General features: G+C 38.8%; 17 protein-coding genes. 7 read left to right on the top strand and 10 right to left on the bottom strand.

What is annotated here, in order from left to right; genetic code table 11:
- The first annotated feature begins 326 nt into the window (after positions 1-326).
- A complete protein-coding gene (locus tag NSU19_RS08445) occupies positions 327-701 on the top strand; it encodes a hypothetical protein (RefSeq protein WP_339195389.1) in 375 nt (124 codons plus the stop codon).
- Between the two features lie 284 nt (positions 702-985).
- Here the strand turns inward: NSU19_RS08445 and lpdA are convergent, their stop codons facing one another.
- The 4 genes from lpdA to pdhA form a co-directional block, all read right to left on the bottom strand.
- Complete coding sequence (lpdA, locus tag NSU19_RS08440) at positions 986-2,401, bottom strand: dihydrolipoyl dehydrogenase (RefSeq protein ID WP_066251282.1); 1,416 nt, start codon at positions 2,399-2,401, stop codon at positions 986-988.
- Between the two features lie 3 nt (positions 2,402-2,404).
- Positions 2,405-3,703, bottom strand: coding sequence for a dihydrolipoamide acetyltransferase family protein (locus tag NSU19_RS08435; protein ID WP_339199770.1), 1,299 nt, complete (start codon positions 3,701-3,703; stop codon positions 2,405-2,407).
- A gap of 74 nt (positions 3,704-3,777) precedes the next feature.
- Positions 3,778-4,755 (bottom strand): alpha-ketoacid dehydrogenase subunit beta, encoded by a 978-nt coding sequence (locus NSU19_RS08430; protein ID WP_063389643.1) that lies wholly within the window; start codon positions 4,753-4,755, stop codon positions 3,778-3,780.
- Positions 4,756-4,757: 2 nt separating this feature from the next.
- Positions 4,758-5,879: a pyruvate dehydrogenase (acetyl-transferring) E1 component subunit alpha gene (pdhA, locus tag NSU19_RS08425; protein ID WP_063389642.1), complete on the bottom strand. Its 1,122-nt coding sequence runs from the start codon at positions 5,877-5,879 to the stop codon at positions 4,758-4,760.
- Positions 5,880-6,397: 518 nt separating this feature from the next.
- On the opposite strand from pdhA, the gene NSU19_RS08420 reads away from it, so the two are divergent.
- Positions 6,398-6,532, top strand: coding sequence for a YjcZ family sporulation protein (locus NSU19_RS08420; protein ID WP_082829604.1), 135 nt, complete (start codon positions 6,398-6,400; stop codon positions 6,530-6,532).
- Positions 6,533-6,629: 97 nt separating this feature from the next.
- Entirely contained in the window at positions 6,630-7,184 is a 555-nt protein-coding gene (gene def / locus NSU19_RS08415; RefSeq protein WP_339199767.1) for a peptide deformylase, read from the top strand.
- 176 nt (positions 7,185-7,360) lie between these two features.
- Here def and NSU19_RS08410 read toward each other — a convergent pair whose 3' ends face one another.
- Complete coding sequence (locus NSU19_RS08410) at positions 7,361-8,131, bottom strand: Cof-type HAD-IIB family hydrolase (RefSeq protein ID WP_339195374.1); 771 nt, start codon at positions 8,129-8,131, stop codon at positions 7,361-7,363.
- Between the two features lie 374 nt (positions 8,132-8,505).
- On the opposite strand from NSU19_RS08410, the gene NSU19_RS08405 reads away from it, so the two are divergent.
- On the top strand, positions 8,506-8,715 hold the full coding sequence (locus NSU19_RS08405) for an RNA polymerase epsilon subunit (RefSeq protein WP_063389639.1): 210 nt from the start codon (positions 8,506-8,508) through the stop codon (positions 8,713-8,715).
- A 6-nt stretch (positions 8,716-8,721) separates the two neighbouring features.
- Positions 8,722-10,389, top strand: coding sequence for a ribonuclease J1 (rnjA, locus tag NSU19_RS08400; protein ID WP_063389638.1), 1,668 nt, complete (start codon positions 8,722-8,724; stop codon positions 10,387-10,389).
- Between the two features lie 736 nt (positions 10,390-11,125).
- Here the strand turns inward: rnjA and NSU19_RS08395 are convergent.
- The 5 genes from NSU19_RS08395 to NSU19_RS08375 are packed head-to-tail and all read right to left on the bottom strand — an operon-like array spanning position 11,126 to position 14,750.
- Positions 11,126-11,791 carry a TrkA family potassium uptake protein gene (locus tag NSU19_RS08395; protein ID WP_269467019.1) on the bottom strand — a complete coding sequence of 222 codons (666 nt, stop codon included), beginning with the start codon at positions 11,789-11,791 and terminating at the stop codon, positions 11,126-11,128.
- A gap of 27 nt (positions 11,792-11,818) precedes the next feature.
- Entirely contained in the window at positions 11,819-12,280 is a 462-nt protein-coding gene (locus NSU19_RS08390; RefSeq protein WP_339195371.1) for a DUF6884 domain-containing protein, read from the bottom strand.
- Between the two features lie 8 nt (positions 12,281-12,288).
- Positions 12,289-13,014, bottom strand: a complete 726-nt coding sequence (locus NSU19_RS08385; RefSeq protein ID WP_339195368.1) for an NAD-dependent protein deacylase — start codon at positions 13,012-13,014, stop codon at positions 12,289-12,291.
- A gap of 40 nt (positions 13,015-13,054) precedes the next feature.
- Positions 13,055-13,954, bottom strand: a complete 900-nt coding sequence (locus tag NSU19_RS08380) for a LysR family transcriptional regulator (protein WP_063389634.1) — start codon at positions 13,952-13,954, stop codon at positions 13,055-13,057.
- A gap of 22 nt (positions 13,955-13,976) precedes the next feature.
- Positions 13,977-14,750 (bottom strand): sulfite exporter TauE/SafE family protein, encoded by a 774-nt coding sequence (locus tag NSU19_RS08375; RefSeq protein WP_094245630.1) that lies wholly within the window; start codon positions 14,748-14,750, stop codon positions 13,977-13,979.
- Between the two features lie 224 nt (positions 14,751-14,974).
- Here NSU19_RS08375 and NSU19_RS08370 point away from each other — a divergent pair, with 224 nt between their 5' ends.
- The gene (locus NSU19_RS08370) at positions 14,975-16,012 is read left to right on the top strand and encodes a metal ABC transporter substrate-binding protein (RefSeq protein ID WP_339199764.1); all 1,038 of its coding nucleotides are present in this window, start codon (positions 14,975-14,977) and stop codon (positions 16,010-16,012) included.
- A 266-nt stretch (positions 16,013-16,278) separates the two neighbouring features.
- Entirely contained in the window at positions 16,279-17,496 is a 1,218-nt protein-coding gene (locus NSU19_RS08365) for an MFS transporter (RefSeq protein ID WP_066251268.1), read from the top strand.
- Positions 17,497-17,619 lie beyond the last annotated feature (123 nt).

Raw genomic sequence — 17,619 nt, 5'->3', positions numbered from 1 at the left:
TTTTGTACATTTTATATGGGGATGGGGACATTTTTTTGGTTCAAAGTAGCTTTCAAATGACCTTTATCTTTCTGATCATTAGCATTACATGATGCTGAGTATGATCCATTACGTGCATCTAAAGTCTACAACCCAACAACTCAAACATTCGCTCTATATATCATACTTCTCGTACACGATTTGAATTTTTTAATTTGTTTAAATAATATTTTATTTTTGTAACATTTGCATAACATTCAAAAGTGACGGAATTAAATATGTTAAAATGACGTTAAGAAAAAATGAACACATTTTACCAGTTTTCTTTAAACGAAAGAGGTAGGACAATGGTGAAATTTATTGCATATACCTATACCGTTGCCGTACTGCTTCTATTGTCTTCTTGTATTGCTGATCCGAAAGACGATCACTCGATTTCAAGCTTCGACAAAAAACAAATTCTTTTTTTTACCGACCAAAAAATGATGGAAAAAGAATCAATTTACTACGATGCTTTATTAGATTTAAAAAAACAATTTCCAGAGGAAATGGACAATATGATGATCTACCAAGCTGATAACCCTGAATCTAAACGGTTTAATATTAAAACATATCCTTCCATTATCGTGATGGATCATGACGGCATCATTTTGCATATTAAAGGATCAGTTTCAACAAAAGATGAAATTGTAGAGCCGGTCTCAGAAGTGCTTTCCGAATAATGAGAATGTCGGTTTGAGGTAATTAAGCGCTGAGAAGATTCTTTAGTTAAATAGGATTTGTGCTCAAAATCTCTGCACAACATATTTTTGTGAAAAAAACTTTCACAACAGTGAGAGAATTGTTCCATCATTTATTTTTCATCATAAAAAGGGGTTGTCCAAAAAGTCAAATCCCCATTGAAAACAAATAATCATAAACACCGATATATCAACGTTATTAAACATTAAAAGGGGCAGTCAATAAGCCGAAAAAACGACTTATTAGACTGCCCCTTTGGGCTGCATTACTTATTTATAATATGAATCGGTGTTCCAAGTGCAAGTTCGGCAGCTTCCATTGCAATTTCTCCTAATGTCGGGTGGCCATGAATCGTCAAGGCAATATCTTCTGCCGTCATGCCTGCTTCGATCGCAAGTCCAAGTTCAGCAATCATATCTGATGCGCTGACACCTGCGATTTGAGCCCCAATAACAAGGCCGTCTTCTTTTCGTGTAATCAATTTTACAAATCCATCGGTTGCATTTAATGACAATGCGCGGCCGTTTGCTGCAAATGGAAACTTAGCTGCCACAATGTCAATTCCTTCGTCTTTAGCCTGTTGTTCCGTATATCCGACAGAAGCCAACTCAGGTTCTGAGAAGACAATGACAGGAATTCCGTTATAATCGATTTCAGAAGGTTTTCCAGAAATCGCTTCTGCAGCAATTTTCCCTTCATATGAAGCTTTATGAGCAAGAGAAGGTCCTGGAACGATGTCGCCGATAGCATAAATATTTGAAATATTTGTCCGGCACTGTTTGTCAATTTTAATGTAGCCTTTTTCATCGATTTCTACTCCGACTTGTTCGAGACCAAGTTCATCAGTGTTTGGTTTGCGTCCTACTGTAACTAAACAATAGTCCGCTTCCACTACTTGCTCTTTTCCTTTCGCTTCAAATGTCACTTTTACTCCGTCTTTTGTTTCTTCAACACCTTTTGCAAGTGCGCTAGTATGAATTTCGACATTTCCTTTTTTCTTCAACGCTCTTTTTACAAGAGCTGTCATTTGTTTTTCAAATCCTGGAAGAATTTCTTTGTCTCCTTCAATAATCACAATTTCAGTGCCGAAATTCGCATAAGCAGTTCCAAGCTCTATGCCAATGACTCCCCCGCCAATGATAACCATTTTTTTCGGAACTTCTTGCAGGGACAACGCTCCTGTTGAGTCAATGACTCGCTCAGAAAATTTAATGCTTGGAATTTCAATTGGACGGGAGCCAGTTGCAATGATTGCATTTTTAAATTTATACGTTTGAGCTGAATTCTCGTTTATGATTCTGACGGTGTTGCGATCAACAAAATATGCTTCGCCTTTTACAATTTCAACTTTATTTCCTTTTAAAAGGCCTTCAACACCGCCTGTAAGTTTTTTGACGACACTTTCTTTCCAAGCTTGCACTTTAGAAAAGTCTAGTGTTACATTTTCAGCTTTTATTCCTATATCTTCTGATTCTTTAGCCTCTACATAACGGTGTCCTGCACTAATTAATGCTTTAGAAGGAATACATCCAACATTGAGGCAGACGCCGCCAAGAGATCCTTTTTCAACGATCGTAACTTTTTGCCCTAATTGCGCAGCTCTTATTGCAGCCACATAGCCGCCGGGACCAGCTCCTATGACGAGAGTGTCAGTTTCAATCGGGAAATCTCCTACTACCATTTATTACGCCTCCATTAGTAATAATTGGGGATCATGCAATAAACGCTTAATATGGTTAAGCGCATTTTGTGCAGTTGCACCGTCGATCATTCGATGGTCAAAGCTTAAAGACAGCGCTAAAACAGGGGCTACAACGATTTCTCCGTTTTTCACAACCGGTTTTTCAGAAATACGTCCGAGACCTAGAATGGCTACTTCTGGATGATTAATGACAGGAGTAAACCATTGGCCGCCAGCGGAACCGATATTGGTTATCGTGCATGATGCGCCTTTCATTTCATTTGGAGTAAGTTTGCCCTCACGCGCTTTTGTTGCCAATTCATTAATTTCTGCAGAGATTTCAAAAATCGATTTTCGATCTGCGTGTTTGACAACAGGAACTAAAAGTCCTTTTTCCGTATCAGCTGCAATTCCGATATTGTAATAGTGCTTATGAATAACTTCTTCTGTTTCATCATCAAATGACGTGTTTAATACTGGATATTTTTTCAGTGCTGATGTTAAAGCTTTGACAACATAAGGCAAATATGTAAGCTTAATGCCTTGTTCTGCCGCAATAGCTTTAAATTTCTTCCGATGTGCAACAAGCTCTGTTACATCGACTTCATCCATTAATGTTACATGTGGCGCAGTTTGCTTCGATTTAACCATCGCTTTTGCAATTGCTTTTCGAATACCGCTGATTTTCTCGCGGGTTTCTGGGAATTCTCCTTCAAGGACAACCGGAGCCGGCGCTGCTTTTTCTCCTGCCGATACGCCTGTTGCAGCTTCTTTTTCCACGTTTTCAACAGGTTTTGCTTCTTCTTGTCCACCTTTCAGATAAGCATCAATATCTTCCTTCAATATGCGCCCGCCGTTTCCTGAGCCTTGTACCAATCGAATATCAACGCCTTTTTCACGCGCATATTTTCGGACGGATGGCATTGCAATAACGCGTCGGTTAACATCTACGTCTTCTGAAGCAGACTGTGAAGCGTTGCTTTCCACTTTTTGCTCTTCTGTGGAAGGCTTTTCTTCTTTTGCTGCTTCACCGCTTTCATCGCCTTTTGATTGATTTTCATAACCTGGAGCATCAATTGTGACTAATACTTGACCGACAGTTGCAACTTCCCCTTCATTCACTTTTAATTCTAATACTTTTCCTTTTACAGGGGAAGGGATTTCAACAACTGCTTTGTCATTTTGCACTTCACAAAGAACATCATCTTCATTGATTTCATCACCAGGTTTGATAAACCATTTTACTATTTCACCTTCATGAATGCCTTCACCGATATCCGGCATTATAAATTCAAAAGCCACAGATTTCAACCTCCTAAATAATTTTCAGTTGATGGCCGAAAAGAAGAAAAGATGATGCTCCTCTTTTTAGCCAATTAGAAATTCAATGCTTTTTTAGCCGTTTCAACGATATCTTTGTAGTTTGGAAGCCATACATCTTCCGCTTGTGAGAATGGATAGACAGTGTCCGGAGCTGCTACGCGGAAAACAGGAGCTTCCAAGCTAAGAATCGCTCTTTCATTAATTTCTGCAACAACATTAGCAGCAATTCCTGCTTGTTTTTGGGCTTCCTGCACGACAATCGCGCGGTTTGTTTTCTCTACTGAAGCAATAATCGTTTCTATATCCAGCGGACTTACTGTACGTAAATCGATCACTTCTGCTGAAAAGCCCTCTTTTTCAAGTTCGTCAGCAGCTTTTAAAGATTCATGCACCATTGCCCCGTAAGTGATGATCGAAATATCTTTCCCTTCACGTTTTATATCCGCTTTGCCGATCGGAATTGTATATTCTTCTTCCGGAACTTCATCACGGAAGGAACGATAAAGCTTCATATGCTCCAAGAAAATGACCGGATCATTATCCCGAATTGCTGAAATAAGCAACCCTTTTGCATCATAAGGGGTGGAAGGAATAACGACTTTTAAACCAGGCTGCTGCGCCATCAAGCCTTCCAAGCTGTCCCCGTGAAGCTCAGGGGTATGAACGCCGCCGCCGAAAGGAGAACGAATGGTGATCGGAGCATGCCAGCGGCCCCCGGAGCGATAACGCAAACGCGCCATTTGTCCAGAAATGGAATCCATAACCTCATAAACAAAACCGAAGAATTGAATTTCAGCTACCGGACGAAAGCCTTGTGTGCTTAAACCGATTGCCAAGCCGCCAATTCCTGATTCTGCCAGAGGTGTATCAAAAACTCGGTCTGGGCCGAATTCTTTTTGAAGTCCTTCTGTTGCACGGAACACACCGCCGTTTACACCAACATCTTCCCCAAATACTAACACATTTTCGTCGTTTTTCAGTTCCGTACGCAACGCATCAGTGATTGCTTGAATCATTGTCATTTGCGCCATGCTCACTTCGACTCCTTCTCTTTATAAATTTCATATTGTTCTTTTAGGTTATAAGGCCAGCTTCCTTCTTCAAACATAATGTTGATTAAGTCTGTCACTTTTTGTTTTGGAGTTTCATCCGCTTTTTTGATTGCTTCTTTTATATCTTCTTTCGCCTTTTCGATAACTTCGTTTTCTTCTTCCTCGCTCCACAATCCTTTTGCTTGAAGGAAGTTTCTGAAACGAACAAGCGGATCTTTTGCCTCCCACTCGTCATCAAGCTCTTTTGCCCGATATCTCGTTGGATCGTCTCCTGCCATTGTATGCGGACCGTAGCGGTAGCATAATGTTTCAATTAATGTCGGACCTTCACCGTTTATTGCCCGTTCACGCGCTTCCTTCACAGCTGCATAAACAGCAAGCGGATCCATTCCATCTACTTGTATGCCAGGGATTCCAGCTGCAACAGCTTTTTGTGCAAGTGTTTCAGCTGAAGTTTGCACTTCTACAGGTGTTGAAATTGCAAACCGGTTGTTTTGAACGATGAAAATAGCAGGTGCTTTAAATGCCCCAGCAAAGTTTATTCCTTCGTAAAAGTCGCCTTGAGACGTTCCTCCATCACCTGTATACGTAACAGCAACTGCTTTTTTGCCGCGTTTTTTCAAGCCTAATGCTACCCCTGCAGCTTGCACATATTGGGCGCCGATAATAATTTGCGGTGAAAAAGCGTTTACGTCTTCAGGCATTTGGTTTCCATGAAAATGCCCGCGGGAATATAAAAATGCTTGATACAAAGGCAATCCATGCCAAACTAACTGCGGTATATCACGATAGCCCGGGAGAATGAAGTCCTCTTTTTCCAAGGCAAAATGAGAAGCAATTTGTGATGCTTCTTGTCCGGCAGTCGGTGCGTAAAAACCTAAACGACCTTGACGATTTAAAGAAATTGAACGCTGATCCAACACTCTGGTAAATACCATTCGTCTCATTAATTCCTTTAATTCTTCATCAGAAAGGGAAGGCATCGCATCTTCATTCACGACTTCGCCTTTTTCGTTTAAAATTTGGAACGTTTGGAATTCCTTGCGAATCGCATCAAATTGCTTTTCGCTGTCAACGACAACATTTTTCGCCTTTTTTGCCATTCAACACACCTCTTCGTTTCATTTTCTCAGCCTTTAAATTCATCCATAAAACTAGATTACCCCAAATTGTTCATGGAGACACACATTGCGGATCTTTAATTGCCAAAATCGTCAAGTACATTGCAAGATCGCTTTACAAACTGTATTAATTTTTTTATTTAAAATAGTAATACACATCGATTTCACTTCATAGTGTACACCCTTTTTTCACATGCGTCAATTAATTTGTTTATTTTTAAAACAATATATAAAACGCTTTCAAGATAATTGGAAATATTTTTACTTTTAAATCTGTACTAATACAACAGATAATTCTGTATCACTATTACAGATACAGACGGAAGCGAATCATTTATCTGGAGAGCGTGTTGCTTCTCTATATAAATTACAGAAGAATTTATATAAATAAGGAAGTCTTCTAGGCAAACGTCTATACCTTTATTTTGCTTCATCATACGATGATATAGACATTTGCCCTAAATAAGGCGATATGGAGTCCTTATGTGGAGGTGAAAGAGATGCATTATTATTCCAATCCGTCTTATCATTACCCATCATACGGATATTTTCCAGTTTCAAACTGGACATTTGTATTGATCGCTGTGCTTTTTATTTTGCTCATTATTGTTGGCGCTGCCTGCTTAAACTATTAATTGATGATTGTCCGATTTTCGGGCAATTCTTTTTTGTTTCTTTTAAAAGATTTATGTATAATGAAATTTGTTGATATAGGTTCAGGAGTGATTAGCCATGATTACAATGGAAGATATTATTAAGGAAGGACATCCAACTCTTCGTCAAGTTGCCAAGGAAGTGGAATTGCCCGCTTCTGAAGAGGAGAAAAAAATTTTAGCGGAGATGCTTCAATACTTAAAAAACAGTCAAGATCCAGAGATTGCAGAAAAATATGGATTGCGGCCTGGGATCGGTCTTGCCGCCCCACAAATTAATGTATCAAAACGAATGATTGCCGTTCATGTGACGGATGAAAAAGGAAAATTATATTCGTACGGCCTGTTCAATCCAAAAATTGTAAGCCATTCAGTGGAACAAAGTTATTTAACAAGCGGTGAAGGATGCCTTTCCGTTGACAGAGAGGTTCTAGGATATGTTCCGCGTTATGCACGCATCCGCGTCAAAGGGGTTGACCTTGAAGGCAATGAAGTCGACCTTCGTTTAAAAGGTCTTGTCGCTATTGTGTTTCAGCATGAAATAGATCATTTAAACGGCATTATGTTTTATGATCGGATCAATAAAGAGAATCCTTTTAAAGAACCGGAAAATGCAACTCCAATTGACAGATGAAGCCAGAAGTTAGCGCCCGGCATCCAAGCCGCGGAATATTTTGAAGCAAAACGAAAATCCATGCAAAAAATCCCGAATAGTTCTTTCGGGATTTTTTGTTCATAAAGAGAAATTTTTTGTGCACACTACCATTTGAAATCGCCTTTGCAAGGCTTTTTTTGATTTTGACTTCTGATTTATATCAACTGCAATTGCTTTGCAGCATAAAATATTCCATCTTCATCAACAGGCTTTGTAACAAAATCAGCTACTTTTTTCACATGCGAAACAGCATTACCCATAGCAACGCCTGTTCCAGCAAACGAGATCATTTCTATATCATTCAAACCGTCTCCAAAAGCAACCACATCTTGACGGCTAACGCCAAGCATATCCATTATCTTTTTGATCCCTTCTGCTTTCGATCCTTTTTTTGGAACAACATCAGTTGAAAGCTGGTGCCAGCGGACAAATTTTATCTCTTCAGAAATATTGAACTGTTCTTCTTCTCCTTCTTTGCAAAACAAAAGCGCTTGGTAAATAGGTTTTTCTTGAAAATAATCAGGTCTGCACTCAGGATGCGAGAGGTGCAAAGATTTCAAACTTTCATGAATAAACGGATGATCTTCCACATTTGCTTTCATATCTTCTTCACTCAAAAATACAAGCGGGTAATCAGTATTTTCAGTCGCTTCGATTAATTGCTCCAACGCATCGACCTTCAAAGGATTTTCATAAATGACTTCTCCTTCATGCACAACATACTGTCCGTTATAGCTGACATAAGAATGGATTCCTAGCTCTTCTCTTAGCTTTTTAAACATAAAAGGGCCGCGGCCGGTTGAGATGGCGACGTGATGTCCGGCTTTTTTCAAACGGGAGACCGTGTCAAGAGTAGATTCCGGCAAATGTTTATCATGATCCAATAAAGTACCGTCTATATCAAAAAAAATAAATTTTTTCCCCATGTTCAATCTCCTTTTCTCTTTCGTGAAACCTTATTTACACTAAACAAAACGGTATAGTATGCAAACGCTTTATGTCAATAGAGCTTTTCCACGTTTAGCCATAAAAAAAATAAAAAAATAGCATATAATATAAGTAAATACAATCGGACTCGACTTTGACATCTTAATGGAGGAGGAGTTGATATGTTAAAACGTTTAAAGAAAAAAATTAAAAAACAGTGGAAGCAATTGCTTCGCAGAAAATCGATTGCTTAAAGAAACCGGGCGGCTTTAGCCCGGTTTTCGTTATTTTCAATGAAGGTTGGATTTGCCATCAGAATCGACTATAATAATAAAAGCTAGTTTAACATGGAAAGTAAGGAGAGATTACGCAAATGATGTTTAAAGTTTTTTATCAGGAAAACCCGAATGAACCGCCTGTTCGGGAAAGAACGAAAACATTTTTCGTTGAAGCGGAATCAGAAAGAGAAGTTCGTGAAAAATTAAAAGGCCGCTCCATAAACATAGAATATATTCAACCGATTAGCGGTCCGTTTTATGAATTTGAAAAACAAAGCGAAAATTTTTCTGTATTGGAGAAATGATAGTATATGAAATTTGTAAAAAGAGACCAAGTAGCAGCATTCGCCCTCGGCGGATTGGGCGAAATCGGAAAAAATACGTACGGTGTGCAATTTCAAGATGAAATCATTTTAATTGATGCTGGAATTAAGTTTCCAGAAGACGAACTTCTAGGGATTGACTATGTGATTCCGGACTATACGTACTTAGTAAAAAACCAAGAAAAAATTAAAGGCTTGTTCATCACACATGGCCATGAAGATCATATAGGCGGTATACCTTATTTGCTGCGGGAAATTAATGTACCAATCTACGGCGGTAAACTGGCGATCGGACTGATTCGCAATAAGCTTGAAGAGCATGGACTTTTAAGACAAGCTAAACTAAACATCATCCAGGAGGATGATGTGATTCGGTTCAGAAAAACTGCCGTAACTTTTTTCCGTACAACTCACAGCATTCCAGATTCATATGGAATTGTTGTCAAAACTCCCGCAGGAAATATCGTTCATACAGGAGATTTTAAGTTTGATTTTACTCCAGTCGGGGAACCTGCAAATTTAACTAAAATGGCGGAAATCGGCAAAGAAGGTGTGCTCTGTCTTTTATCGGACAGCACAAACAGTGAAATTCCTGAATTTACAATGTCTGAAAGAAGGGTCGGCGAAAGCATTCACGACATTTTCCGAAAAGTAAGCGGCCGCATCATTTTTGCAACATTTGCATCCAATATTCATCGACTTCAGCAAGTAACTGAAGCAGCTGTTAAAAACAATCGAAAAATAGCTGTTTTTGGAAGAAGTATGGAAGCAGCTATCCAAATTGGTCAAGAACTCGGGTATATTCGCTGCCCGAAAGATACGTTTGTTGATGCAAATGAAATAAACCGTCTGCCCGCTCATCGGGTCGTGATTTTATGTACAGGAAGCCAAGGCGAACCAATGGCCGCTCTGTCCCGAATTGCAAATGGAACTCATCGGCAAATCCAAATTATTCCCGGCGATACGGTCGTTTTCTCATCATCGCCCATCCCAGGGAACACTTTATCGGTTTCAAGAACGATCAATCTGCTTTTCCGCGCCGGTGCGGAAGTAATTCACGGGTCGTTAAATGACATCCACACGTCTGGCCACGGCGGACAGGAAGAGCAAAAATTAATGCTGCGGCTAATGAAGCCAAAATATTTTATGCCGATTCATGGAGAATATAGAATGCAGATCATGCATATGAAACTAGCTGTCGATTGCGGAGTTCCAAAGGAAAACTGTTTTATTATGGATAACGGAGATGTGCTGGCGATGAACGACCGCGAAGCATCCATTGCCGGTAAAATTCCATCCGGATCCGTTTATATTGACGGAAGCGGAATTGGCGACATTGGAAACATTGTGTTAAGAGACCGAAAAATTTTATCTGAAGAAGGACTCGTAATCGTTGTCGTCAGCATCAATATGAAAGAGTTCAAAATTGCTGCAGGACCTGACATTATATCGCGCGGCTTCGTTTATATGAGAGAATCCGGAGATTTAATTAAAGATGCCCAAGAACTGATTACTAAGCACTTAAATAAAGTATTGGAAAGAAGAACTACGCAGTGGTCGGAAATCAAAAATGAAATCGCCGATACACTCGCTCCGTTTTTATATGAAAAAACGAAACGCCGACCGATGATCTTGCCAATTATAATGGAAATTTAAGTAATAACTTGTGATCGATCCCTCTTGTGTTGACAGTGGAACGTACTGTTTAACATAAGAGGGATTTATTTTGCAAAAATGTCCAGTTGTTATTTTGTCGGCTCATAACACGCAGCATCCGGCCGCTCTTGCTTTTTTAGGTAGATGGTTTTAAAACGGGCAGCCGTCAGCTAAAAGTTCTTATAAAAAAACGAAAAAGTGAGTGCTTGCAGAGAAGAAAGACGGAGATCAAAACATGTAAATGAAAAATACCGAAAAGTTTTATGGTTAATTTTTTCGATATACAAGTGTTTAATAGAAGAGCAGAAAGACATTTTATGTACGTTTGTGCCATCATATAAATTTATACGCAATTATTTGAAAAACATTTGATGAAAAAATTCGACTTGGATAATGTCATAATCAGAATTTTTCAGGAGCAGGTGCTGCAAGTGGCAGCAGTAAAGGGAGATAATAAAGAAATCAATTTGTAGTTAAAGAAGACATGTATTCGATTGCCAGAAAAAACAACGACATTCTTGCAATAAGGAAGGATTTTGAGCCAGCAAACAAAAAAAGAATGAGAAGAACTGTCTTTAGGCATTCTAGACAGCTGCTTCTCATTCAATTACCATGTAAGCTTCAAATGATTGTTTTTACTTGACTGGATAAGTTCAGTTCATTCTTCAATAGATTTTGATTTTGCCCAATGCGGATGAAACATTTAAAGCTCCGAAAGAATGTATATAAATTTTCATTATTCTCCTAGCACTTTCTTTTCAAACCGATCAATATCGACGTCAGCTCCGATGACAATTAAAATATCTCCTGCCTTGATTACTTCTGTAGCTTGCGGCGATACGATAATTTCGTTATTTCGTTTAATCGCAACAATATTGATTCCGTATTTCGCACGAATATCGAGCTCGATGAGAGAATGGCCGGCAATGTTGCGGTTAGCAGCAATTTCAACAATGCTGTGCTCTTCCGACAGCTCAAGATAGTCCAACACATTGTTCGAAAGAAGATTATGGGCAAGCCGCCGCCCCATATCCCGTTCAGGGTGAACAACTGTATCTGCTCCTATTTTTGACAAAACCTTTTCATGATAGTCGTTTTGAGCCTTCACCGTTATATGCTTAACTCCTAGTTCTTTCAACATAATGGTTGTCAAAATGCTCGCTTGAATATTGTCGCCGATGGCTACGATCACATGATCAAAATTTCTGATTCCCAAGCTTTTTAATACGGCTTCATCCGTTGTATCCGCTACAACAGCATGTGAAACAATATTGGCAAATTCGTTTACTCGATCCTCATCCACATCAATGGCAAGCACCTCTGCTCCTTCTTCCGATAACGTTCGGCAAATGCTTCCGCCGAACCGCCCCAACCCGATTACGGCAAACTCCTTTTTCATCAATACTCCCCCATTACAACTTGAATGACATTATTCTTGTATTTCTTGGCCAAAATCAATCGCTTGTTTCAACTTTTGCTGCATAAACCCTATTCCTTTGCAATCGGAAAGAGGATAATGAAAAGCTGTCTTATTTGTAAACACTTGTTCTATATATGGACGGAATTTCTTTCCTCCCAAAAGAACAATATCATCTACATCTAACAAATTTTTTTCAACCGCTTGTTCCTTCAATTGGTTGATTGTAATTAATTCAGGATGCTTTTTCATGCTAAAGGAAACATTGTAAGGACCAGGCACAAAATCATTTGGCCGCAAAAAGCCATGCTTGGCAGACAAAATCACCCATTCATCGAAAAATTTTTTAGCATACACCTGGCAAAGGCGGTGAAAAACTCCTATATACGCTTTTTCTGCGGAAACAGCACCTGCACTGGGCTCTTTATCCCATACTTTTTTTGTTCCGCAAGGTATGACACAAATCCTTCTCATTTAACATTTCACCTGTTCAATCGATTATTCAATTCATTCAAAAATTGTAAAATATCGTTATGAAAAACAAAATCAGCCCATTCATCGAAGTCTGTTTGTTCTTGGTTGACAATCACTAATACTGCTCCCATCCTTTTTGCCAAAAACGGTATTTCGTTCGCTGGCCGAACTGTTAAAGATGAACCAAGCACGATCATAACGTCTGCTTTTTCACATTCAAGCTCCGCATCTCTAAAAGCATCTTCCGAAAGCAGCTCTCCGAACAGTGTAATGGAAGGACGTATAAAGCCTCCGCAGCCGCAATAATATTGATTTTTCAAGTATACATCATTTAGAAAGCGTTGGCCGCAATTGTGGCAGTGAAACGTTTGAAGTGTTCCATGAAGTTCAATTACGTTTTTGCTTCCTGCTAAGAGATGGAACCCATCAATGTTTTGAGTAATAATCGATTGAATCTTCCCTTCCTTTTCCCATTTTGCCAGCAAGTAGTGTCCTTCATTCGGAGATTTGCTTTTATATAATTGAAGGCGTTCTTTATAAAATTGAATAAATTCATCACGGTTTGTCTCCATCGCTTCAATGCTTGCCAATTTACTCGGATCCTTTTTGCGCCACAAACCAGTTTTTGAACGATAATCCGGAATTCCGCTGGCAGTGGACATCCCTGCGCCAGTAAATACAACAGCATGTTCAGATTGTTGCAAAATATCAGCGATTTCGGATATCAAAGCCATCTTTTTTCATCCTTTTTTATTAATTGTGAAAACAATTATTTTAACCTGAACTTACCATTTTCTTATAAATGAAATCAATAAATTCGTCAACAATTTCTTTGCGGAACCGTTCAGTCCGAGACAATATCGATAAATGCCGTTTAATTTCCACATCTTTTATTTTCAATTCATGTAAGTAGCCGTATTTCAACTCTCTTGACACCGTAATCCTCGGCAAAAAGCCGATTCCCAGCCCGGATTCTATAGCAGCTTTTACAGCCTGCGTGCTTCCTAGCTCCATATAATAATTTATTTTATCTAACACCCCATATTTTTTTAAAGTATTTTCGATAATGAGACGGGTTCCTGAATTTTTTTCTCTCCAGATCATTTTTTCTTTTGCCAGCTCTTCAATGTCAATTTGTTTTTTCTCCTTCAAAGGATGCTCTCTTCCGCATACTAAAATAAGCTCGTCATCGACAAGCTTTTTTACATGAAAAATGCTGTTTTCTACAACTCCTTCTACAAATCCGATATCAATTTTGCGGTCAACAAGCCGATCAATAATGCCCGGAGTATTAGAAATCGCTAATGAAAGCTTTACATCTGGCACTTCTTTTTTAAATTTTCCGAGCAGACTAGGCAAAAGATATTCCCCAATTGTCAACGTCGCTCCGACACTTAGTGTAAAATCTTTGTGTCCGGTTATTTCCTTTACTGCTTCTTTTGATTGTTGAATTTCTTCCACAATATTTTTGGCAATCGGATATAACATTTTGCCGGCTTTTGTCAAAGTCATTTTTCCGTTCGAACGGTCAAACAATGGGGTTCCATAATAATCCTCTAGTTGATGGATTTTTCTCGTAACAGCCGGCTGGGACACATAGACAAGCTTTGCAGCACGGCTGATGCTCCCTTCCTCAACAACAAGACAAAACATTTTTAAACTTTCCAAATCCAATTCGGAATCACTTCCTTACAATTTAAACACTTAAAAACAACTTCATGCTAACACCTATCAGCAAAAAAGACAACATTTGCAAAATCCATTTTCCAGGCACTTTTGTTGATAAGATAGCTCCCAGTTGAGAGCCGATCATCACTCCTATACCGCCCCACAAGCAGGCCGTCCAATTAACATTCCCTAATGCAATTTGATTCAGCGCACCAACAAGTGAATAGATCGATAATGCAAAAAGAGAAATCGCAGTTGCGTCGTGAGGACGAATCTTCAATAAATAAATTAAAATGGGGACGAGCAACCATCCGCCGCCAATTCCAAAAAAATTCGATAAAGTTCCCAACAAAAGTCCGATGATGAATAAAAAAACAGCTTTTAAACGGTTTCTGCCCTCATTGAAAAAACCTGCTTTCATACTATGTTCCGGCTCTTCCGGAGCTTTTTTTAAAAGCAAAAACATCCCGAGCATGAATAAAGCAGCGGCAAATATCCAATAAAAAAAGTCGGGTGAAATAATTCCCAACAGCCAAGTGCCGATAAACGTTCCCGGGATGGAGCCGAAGATGATCGGCCAACTGATAGAAAAATGAACACGCTTTTGCCGTATATAATTCATCGACCCTGATATGGAATTGAGAAAAACCACAACAAGACCCGTACCAGCTGCAATTTCAGGAGGCAATTTCAACAGCAATAAGAGAGCAGGAACAAACACAAATCCTCCCCCTGCTCCCACCATTACCCCATAAGCGCCTGACAAAAGTCCAAGAGCGAGCAGCAAAACCATTTCCACCATTCAAGTTCACCTCTGTTAATATCCTAATTAAAGGGTACCAGTGAGAAGGATTGGTGTGAAATGCTTATTCAACATGGGGTATAACAAAATGTTATAGTTTGTGATATTTTTGTTTTTAGTGCTTCTAGCCTTGCCCATTTAGAAAATGTTATATATAATTAAATCGAAATCATTACGATTTAATACAGCGGGGTATACATATATTTTGAAAGGAGTTCAAATCGATGAAAAAAGTCTTTTTTGCATTTTTAATGGCAATGCTTGCAATCTTTCCTATCGGCTGCGGCCAAAATAACAACAATGCTTCCGAAACGAACAATCATAATGAGGACAAAAACAATCAAAAAGAAATTGAAATTTATACAACAATCTATCCACTGACAGATTTCACTAAAAAAATCGGCGGTAAATACGTTCACGTCGAAAGTGTTTACCCGCCGAATGTAGAAGCCCATACGTATGAACCTACATTAAAAACTTTGGAAGCAATCGCGAAAGCGGATTTATTTATCTATACTGGAGCTGGTATAGAAGGATTTGCCGATAAGGCAGAAAAAACGCTGAAAGACGGCAATGTCAAAATTGTAAAAGCAGCTGAAGGAATCCCATTATTAAGTGCGTCCGAAGATGAAAATGACCATGAAAGTGGAGAAGAAGAGCATTCACATCATGAAGAAGATTCAGATCATGAAGAAGAACATGGGAACCAAAACGAAGAGGAACACGATCATGCACATGGAGATGTTGACCCTCATGTATGGCTTGATCCAAATAGGGCCATTACTCTTGCGGAAAACATCAAGAACGCTTTAACGGAAGCGGCTCCTGATCAAAAAGAATATTTTGAACAAAATTTCGCTCAACTTAAACAAGATCTTGAAGAACTGGATCAATCATTTCAAGAAACAATTAAAAAATCGAAAACAAAATATATTCTTGTGGCTCATGCTGCTTATGGTTATTGGGAAGACCGCTACGATATTGAACAAATTCCAATATCGGGATTATCTCCAACAGATGAGCCTAGTCAAAAGCAGCTTGTCAAAATCATTGAACTATCGAAAAAACATCATTTAAAACATGTGATCTTTGAACAAAATGTATCTGAAAAGGTAGCAAAAATCATCCAACAAGAAATTGGTGCCAAATCATTAACGCTACATAATTTAGAAAGTGTTTCGGAAACAGATTTAAAAAATAACGAAGACTACTTCAGCATTATGAAACGCAATCTTGAAACGTTATCTGAAGCTTTAAATTAAATACTATTTGCACGCTTTTAGGGGGCTGTCCAATGAGTCTTTTTTGGCTTATTGATGCCCCCTTTCATGCTTTAGAAAACGTTGCTATATCGATGTTTATGAGTTTTTTGTTTTCAAATGGAAATTTGACTTTCTAGACAGACCTTTATATATACTAAGTTGACATAATAAAACTACTGTAAATCGTTAAACTTTTTTATTTCATATTTTTGTAAAATCAAGTAAAATATTTAGACATACGAATAAATATGAGAGGAGAAACCAAAATGGAAGCAGCTGTTCAAAAACAGAATATGGGTCAAATTACATTATACAGAATATTATTTATTATCGGATTTGTTCATCTTCTAAACGATTCGATTCAAGCTGTTATTCCAGCAGTTTTCCCTATATTGGAAAAATCAATGAATCTTACATATATGCAGCTTGGATTCATTACATTCAGCCTTCAGCTAACGGCATCTTTGCTTCAGCCTGCTGTCGGGTTTTATACAGATAAAAAGCCGATGCCTTATTTGCTGCCCATCGGGCTTACGTGTACGTTTTTCGGCATGTTGGGACTTGCTTTTGCACCTAATTATTGGATTGTTTTAGTTTCGGTATTTTTCGTCGGAATCGGTTCAGCCGTTTTCCATCCGGAAGGTTCAAGAGTGGTGCATTTAGCAGCGGGAGAACGAAAAGGGCTCGCCCAATCCATTTTTCAAGTTGGAGGTAATGCCGGACAATCTCTTGCTCCCATTATGACAGCTCTTATTTTCGTCCCTATGGGACAATTTGGCGCGATTTGGTTTACTTTAATTGCCGGCATGGCCGTCATCGTCCTTCTATACATTGCAAATTGGTATAAGGAAAAGCTCGACAGCCGAAAAAAAACAAGCGCAAAAAAAGCCGTTGTGCAAGTTCCTGCCGCTCGAAAAAAGCAAGTGAAAATTGGACTTATGCTGCTTATCTTCTTAGTTTTTGCTCGTTCATGGTATCATGCAGCAATCACTAATTTTTACCCTTTTTATTTAATTCATGAACATGGACTTTCCATCAGCAAAACACAGCTATATATTTTTATATTTTTAGCAGCAGGTGCAATCGGAACATTTTTAGGAGGGCCGCTTTCAGATCGTTTCGGAAGACGGAATATCATTGCTTTCTCAATGCTCGGATCAGCTCCGCTGGCGGTCATTTTGCCTTATGTGAATGAATTTTGGGCAATTCCAATAATGCTCATTAACGGTTTTATTATTTTGTCAAGCTTTTCTGTAGTTGTCGTATACGCACAAGAGCTAATGCCTGGAAAAATCGGAACTGCATCAGGCTTAATGGTCGGTCTTGCCTTCGGTTTAGGCGCTTTAGGATCAGTCGTGCTCGGTGCTCTCGCGGACTTATTCGGCTTAAAGCCAGTTATGATCGCGTGCGGCTTTCTTCCATTTATCGGCATGCTCTCCATGCTTTTACCTTCCGATCAAAAGCTGAAAGAATGGACATCTTAACATTTTTACAAGACAGCAGCTACTTTTCAATTGATGTGAAACAAAAGACAAAGTTGTTTTGACAATAAAAAAAGATTGAATGAAGTTAAAACCAATGAACAATTTTTTGTTCAAATGTAATAA

This window comes from Aeribacillus sp. FSL k6-2211 (assembly GCF_037966125.1).
GTDB lineage: Bacteria > Bacillota > Bacilli > Bacillales > Aeribacillaceae > Aeribacillus > Aeribacillus composti.
The sequence above is the reverse complement of the archived record's forward strand: the minus strand, read 5'-3'. Positions and strand labels throughout refer to the sequence as shown.

Coding starts and splice junctions, on each gene's coding strand:
- rnjA (WP_063389638.1), top strand. CDS start 8,722: ATGAAATTTGTAAAAAGAGACCAAGTAGCAGCATTCGCCCTCGGCGGA.
- NSU19_RS08370 (WP_339199764.1), top strand. CDS start 14,975: ATGAAAAAAGTCTTTTTTGCATTTTTAATGGCAATGCTTGCAATCTTT.
- NSU19_RS08420 (WP_082829604.1), top strand. CDS start 6,398: ATGCATTATTATTCCAATCCGTCTTATCATTACCCATCATACGGATAT.
- NSU19_RS08390 (WP_339195371.1), bottom strand. CDS start 12,280: ATGAGAAGGATTTGTGTCATACCTTGCGGAACAAAAAAAGTATGGGAT.
- pdhA (WP_063389642.1), bottom strand. CDS start 5,879: ATGGCAAAAAAGGCGAAAAATGTTGTCGTTGACAGCGAAAAGCAATTT.
- lpdA (WP_066251282.1), bottom strand. CDS start 2,401: ATGGTAGTAGGAGATTTCCCGATTGAAACTGACACTCTCGTCATAGGA.
- NSU19_RS08445 (WP_339195389.1), top strand. CDS start 327: ATGGTGAAATTTATTGCATATACCTATACCGTTGCCGTACTGCTTCTA.
- NSU19_RS08365 (WP_066251268.1), top strand. CDS start 16,279: ATGGAAGCAGCTGTTCAAAAACAGAATATGGGTCAAATTACATTATAC.
- def (WP_339199767.1), top strand. CDS start 6,630: ATGATTACAATGGAAGATATTATTAAGGAAGGACATCCAACTCTTCGT.
- NSU19_RS08385 (WP_339195368.1), bottom strand. CDS start 13,014: ATGGCTTTGATATCCGAAATCGCTGATATTTTGCAACAATCTGAACAT.
- NSU19_RS08410 (WP_339195374.1), bottom strand. CDS start 8,131: ATGGGGAAAAAATTTATTTTTTTTGATATAGACGGTACTTTATTGGAT.
- NSU19_RS08375 (WP_094245630.1), bottom strand. CDS start 14,750: ATGGTGGAAATGGTTTTGCTGCTCGCTCTTGGACTTTTGTCAGGCGCT.
- NSU19_RS08430 (WP_063389643.1), bottom strand. CDS start 4,755: ATGGCGCAAATGACAATGATTCAAGCAATCACTGATGCGTTGCGTACG.
- NSU19_RS08405 (WP_063389639.1), top strand. CDS start 8,506: ATGATGTTTAAAGTTTTTTATCAGGAAAACCCGAATGAACCGCCTGTT.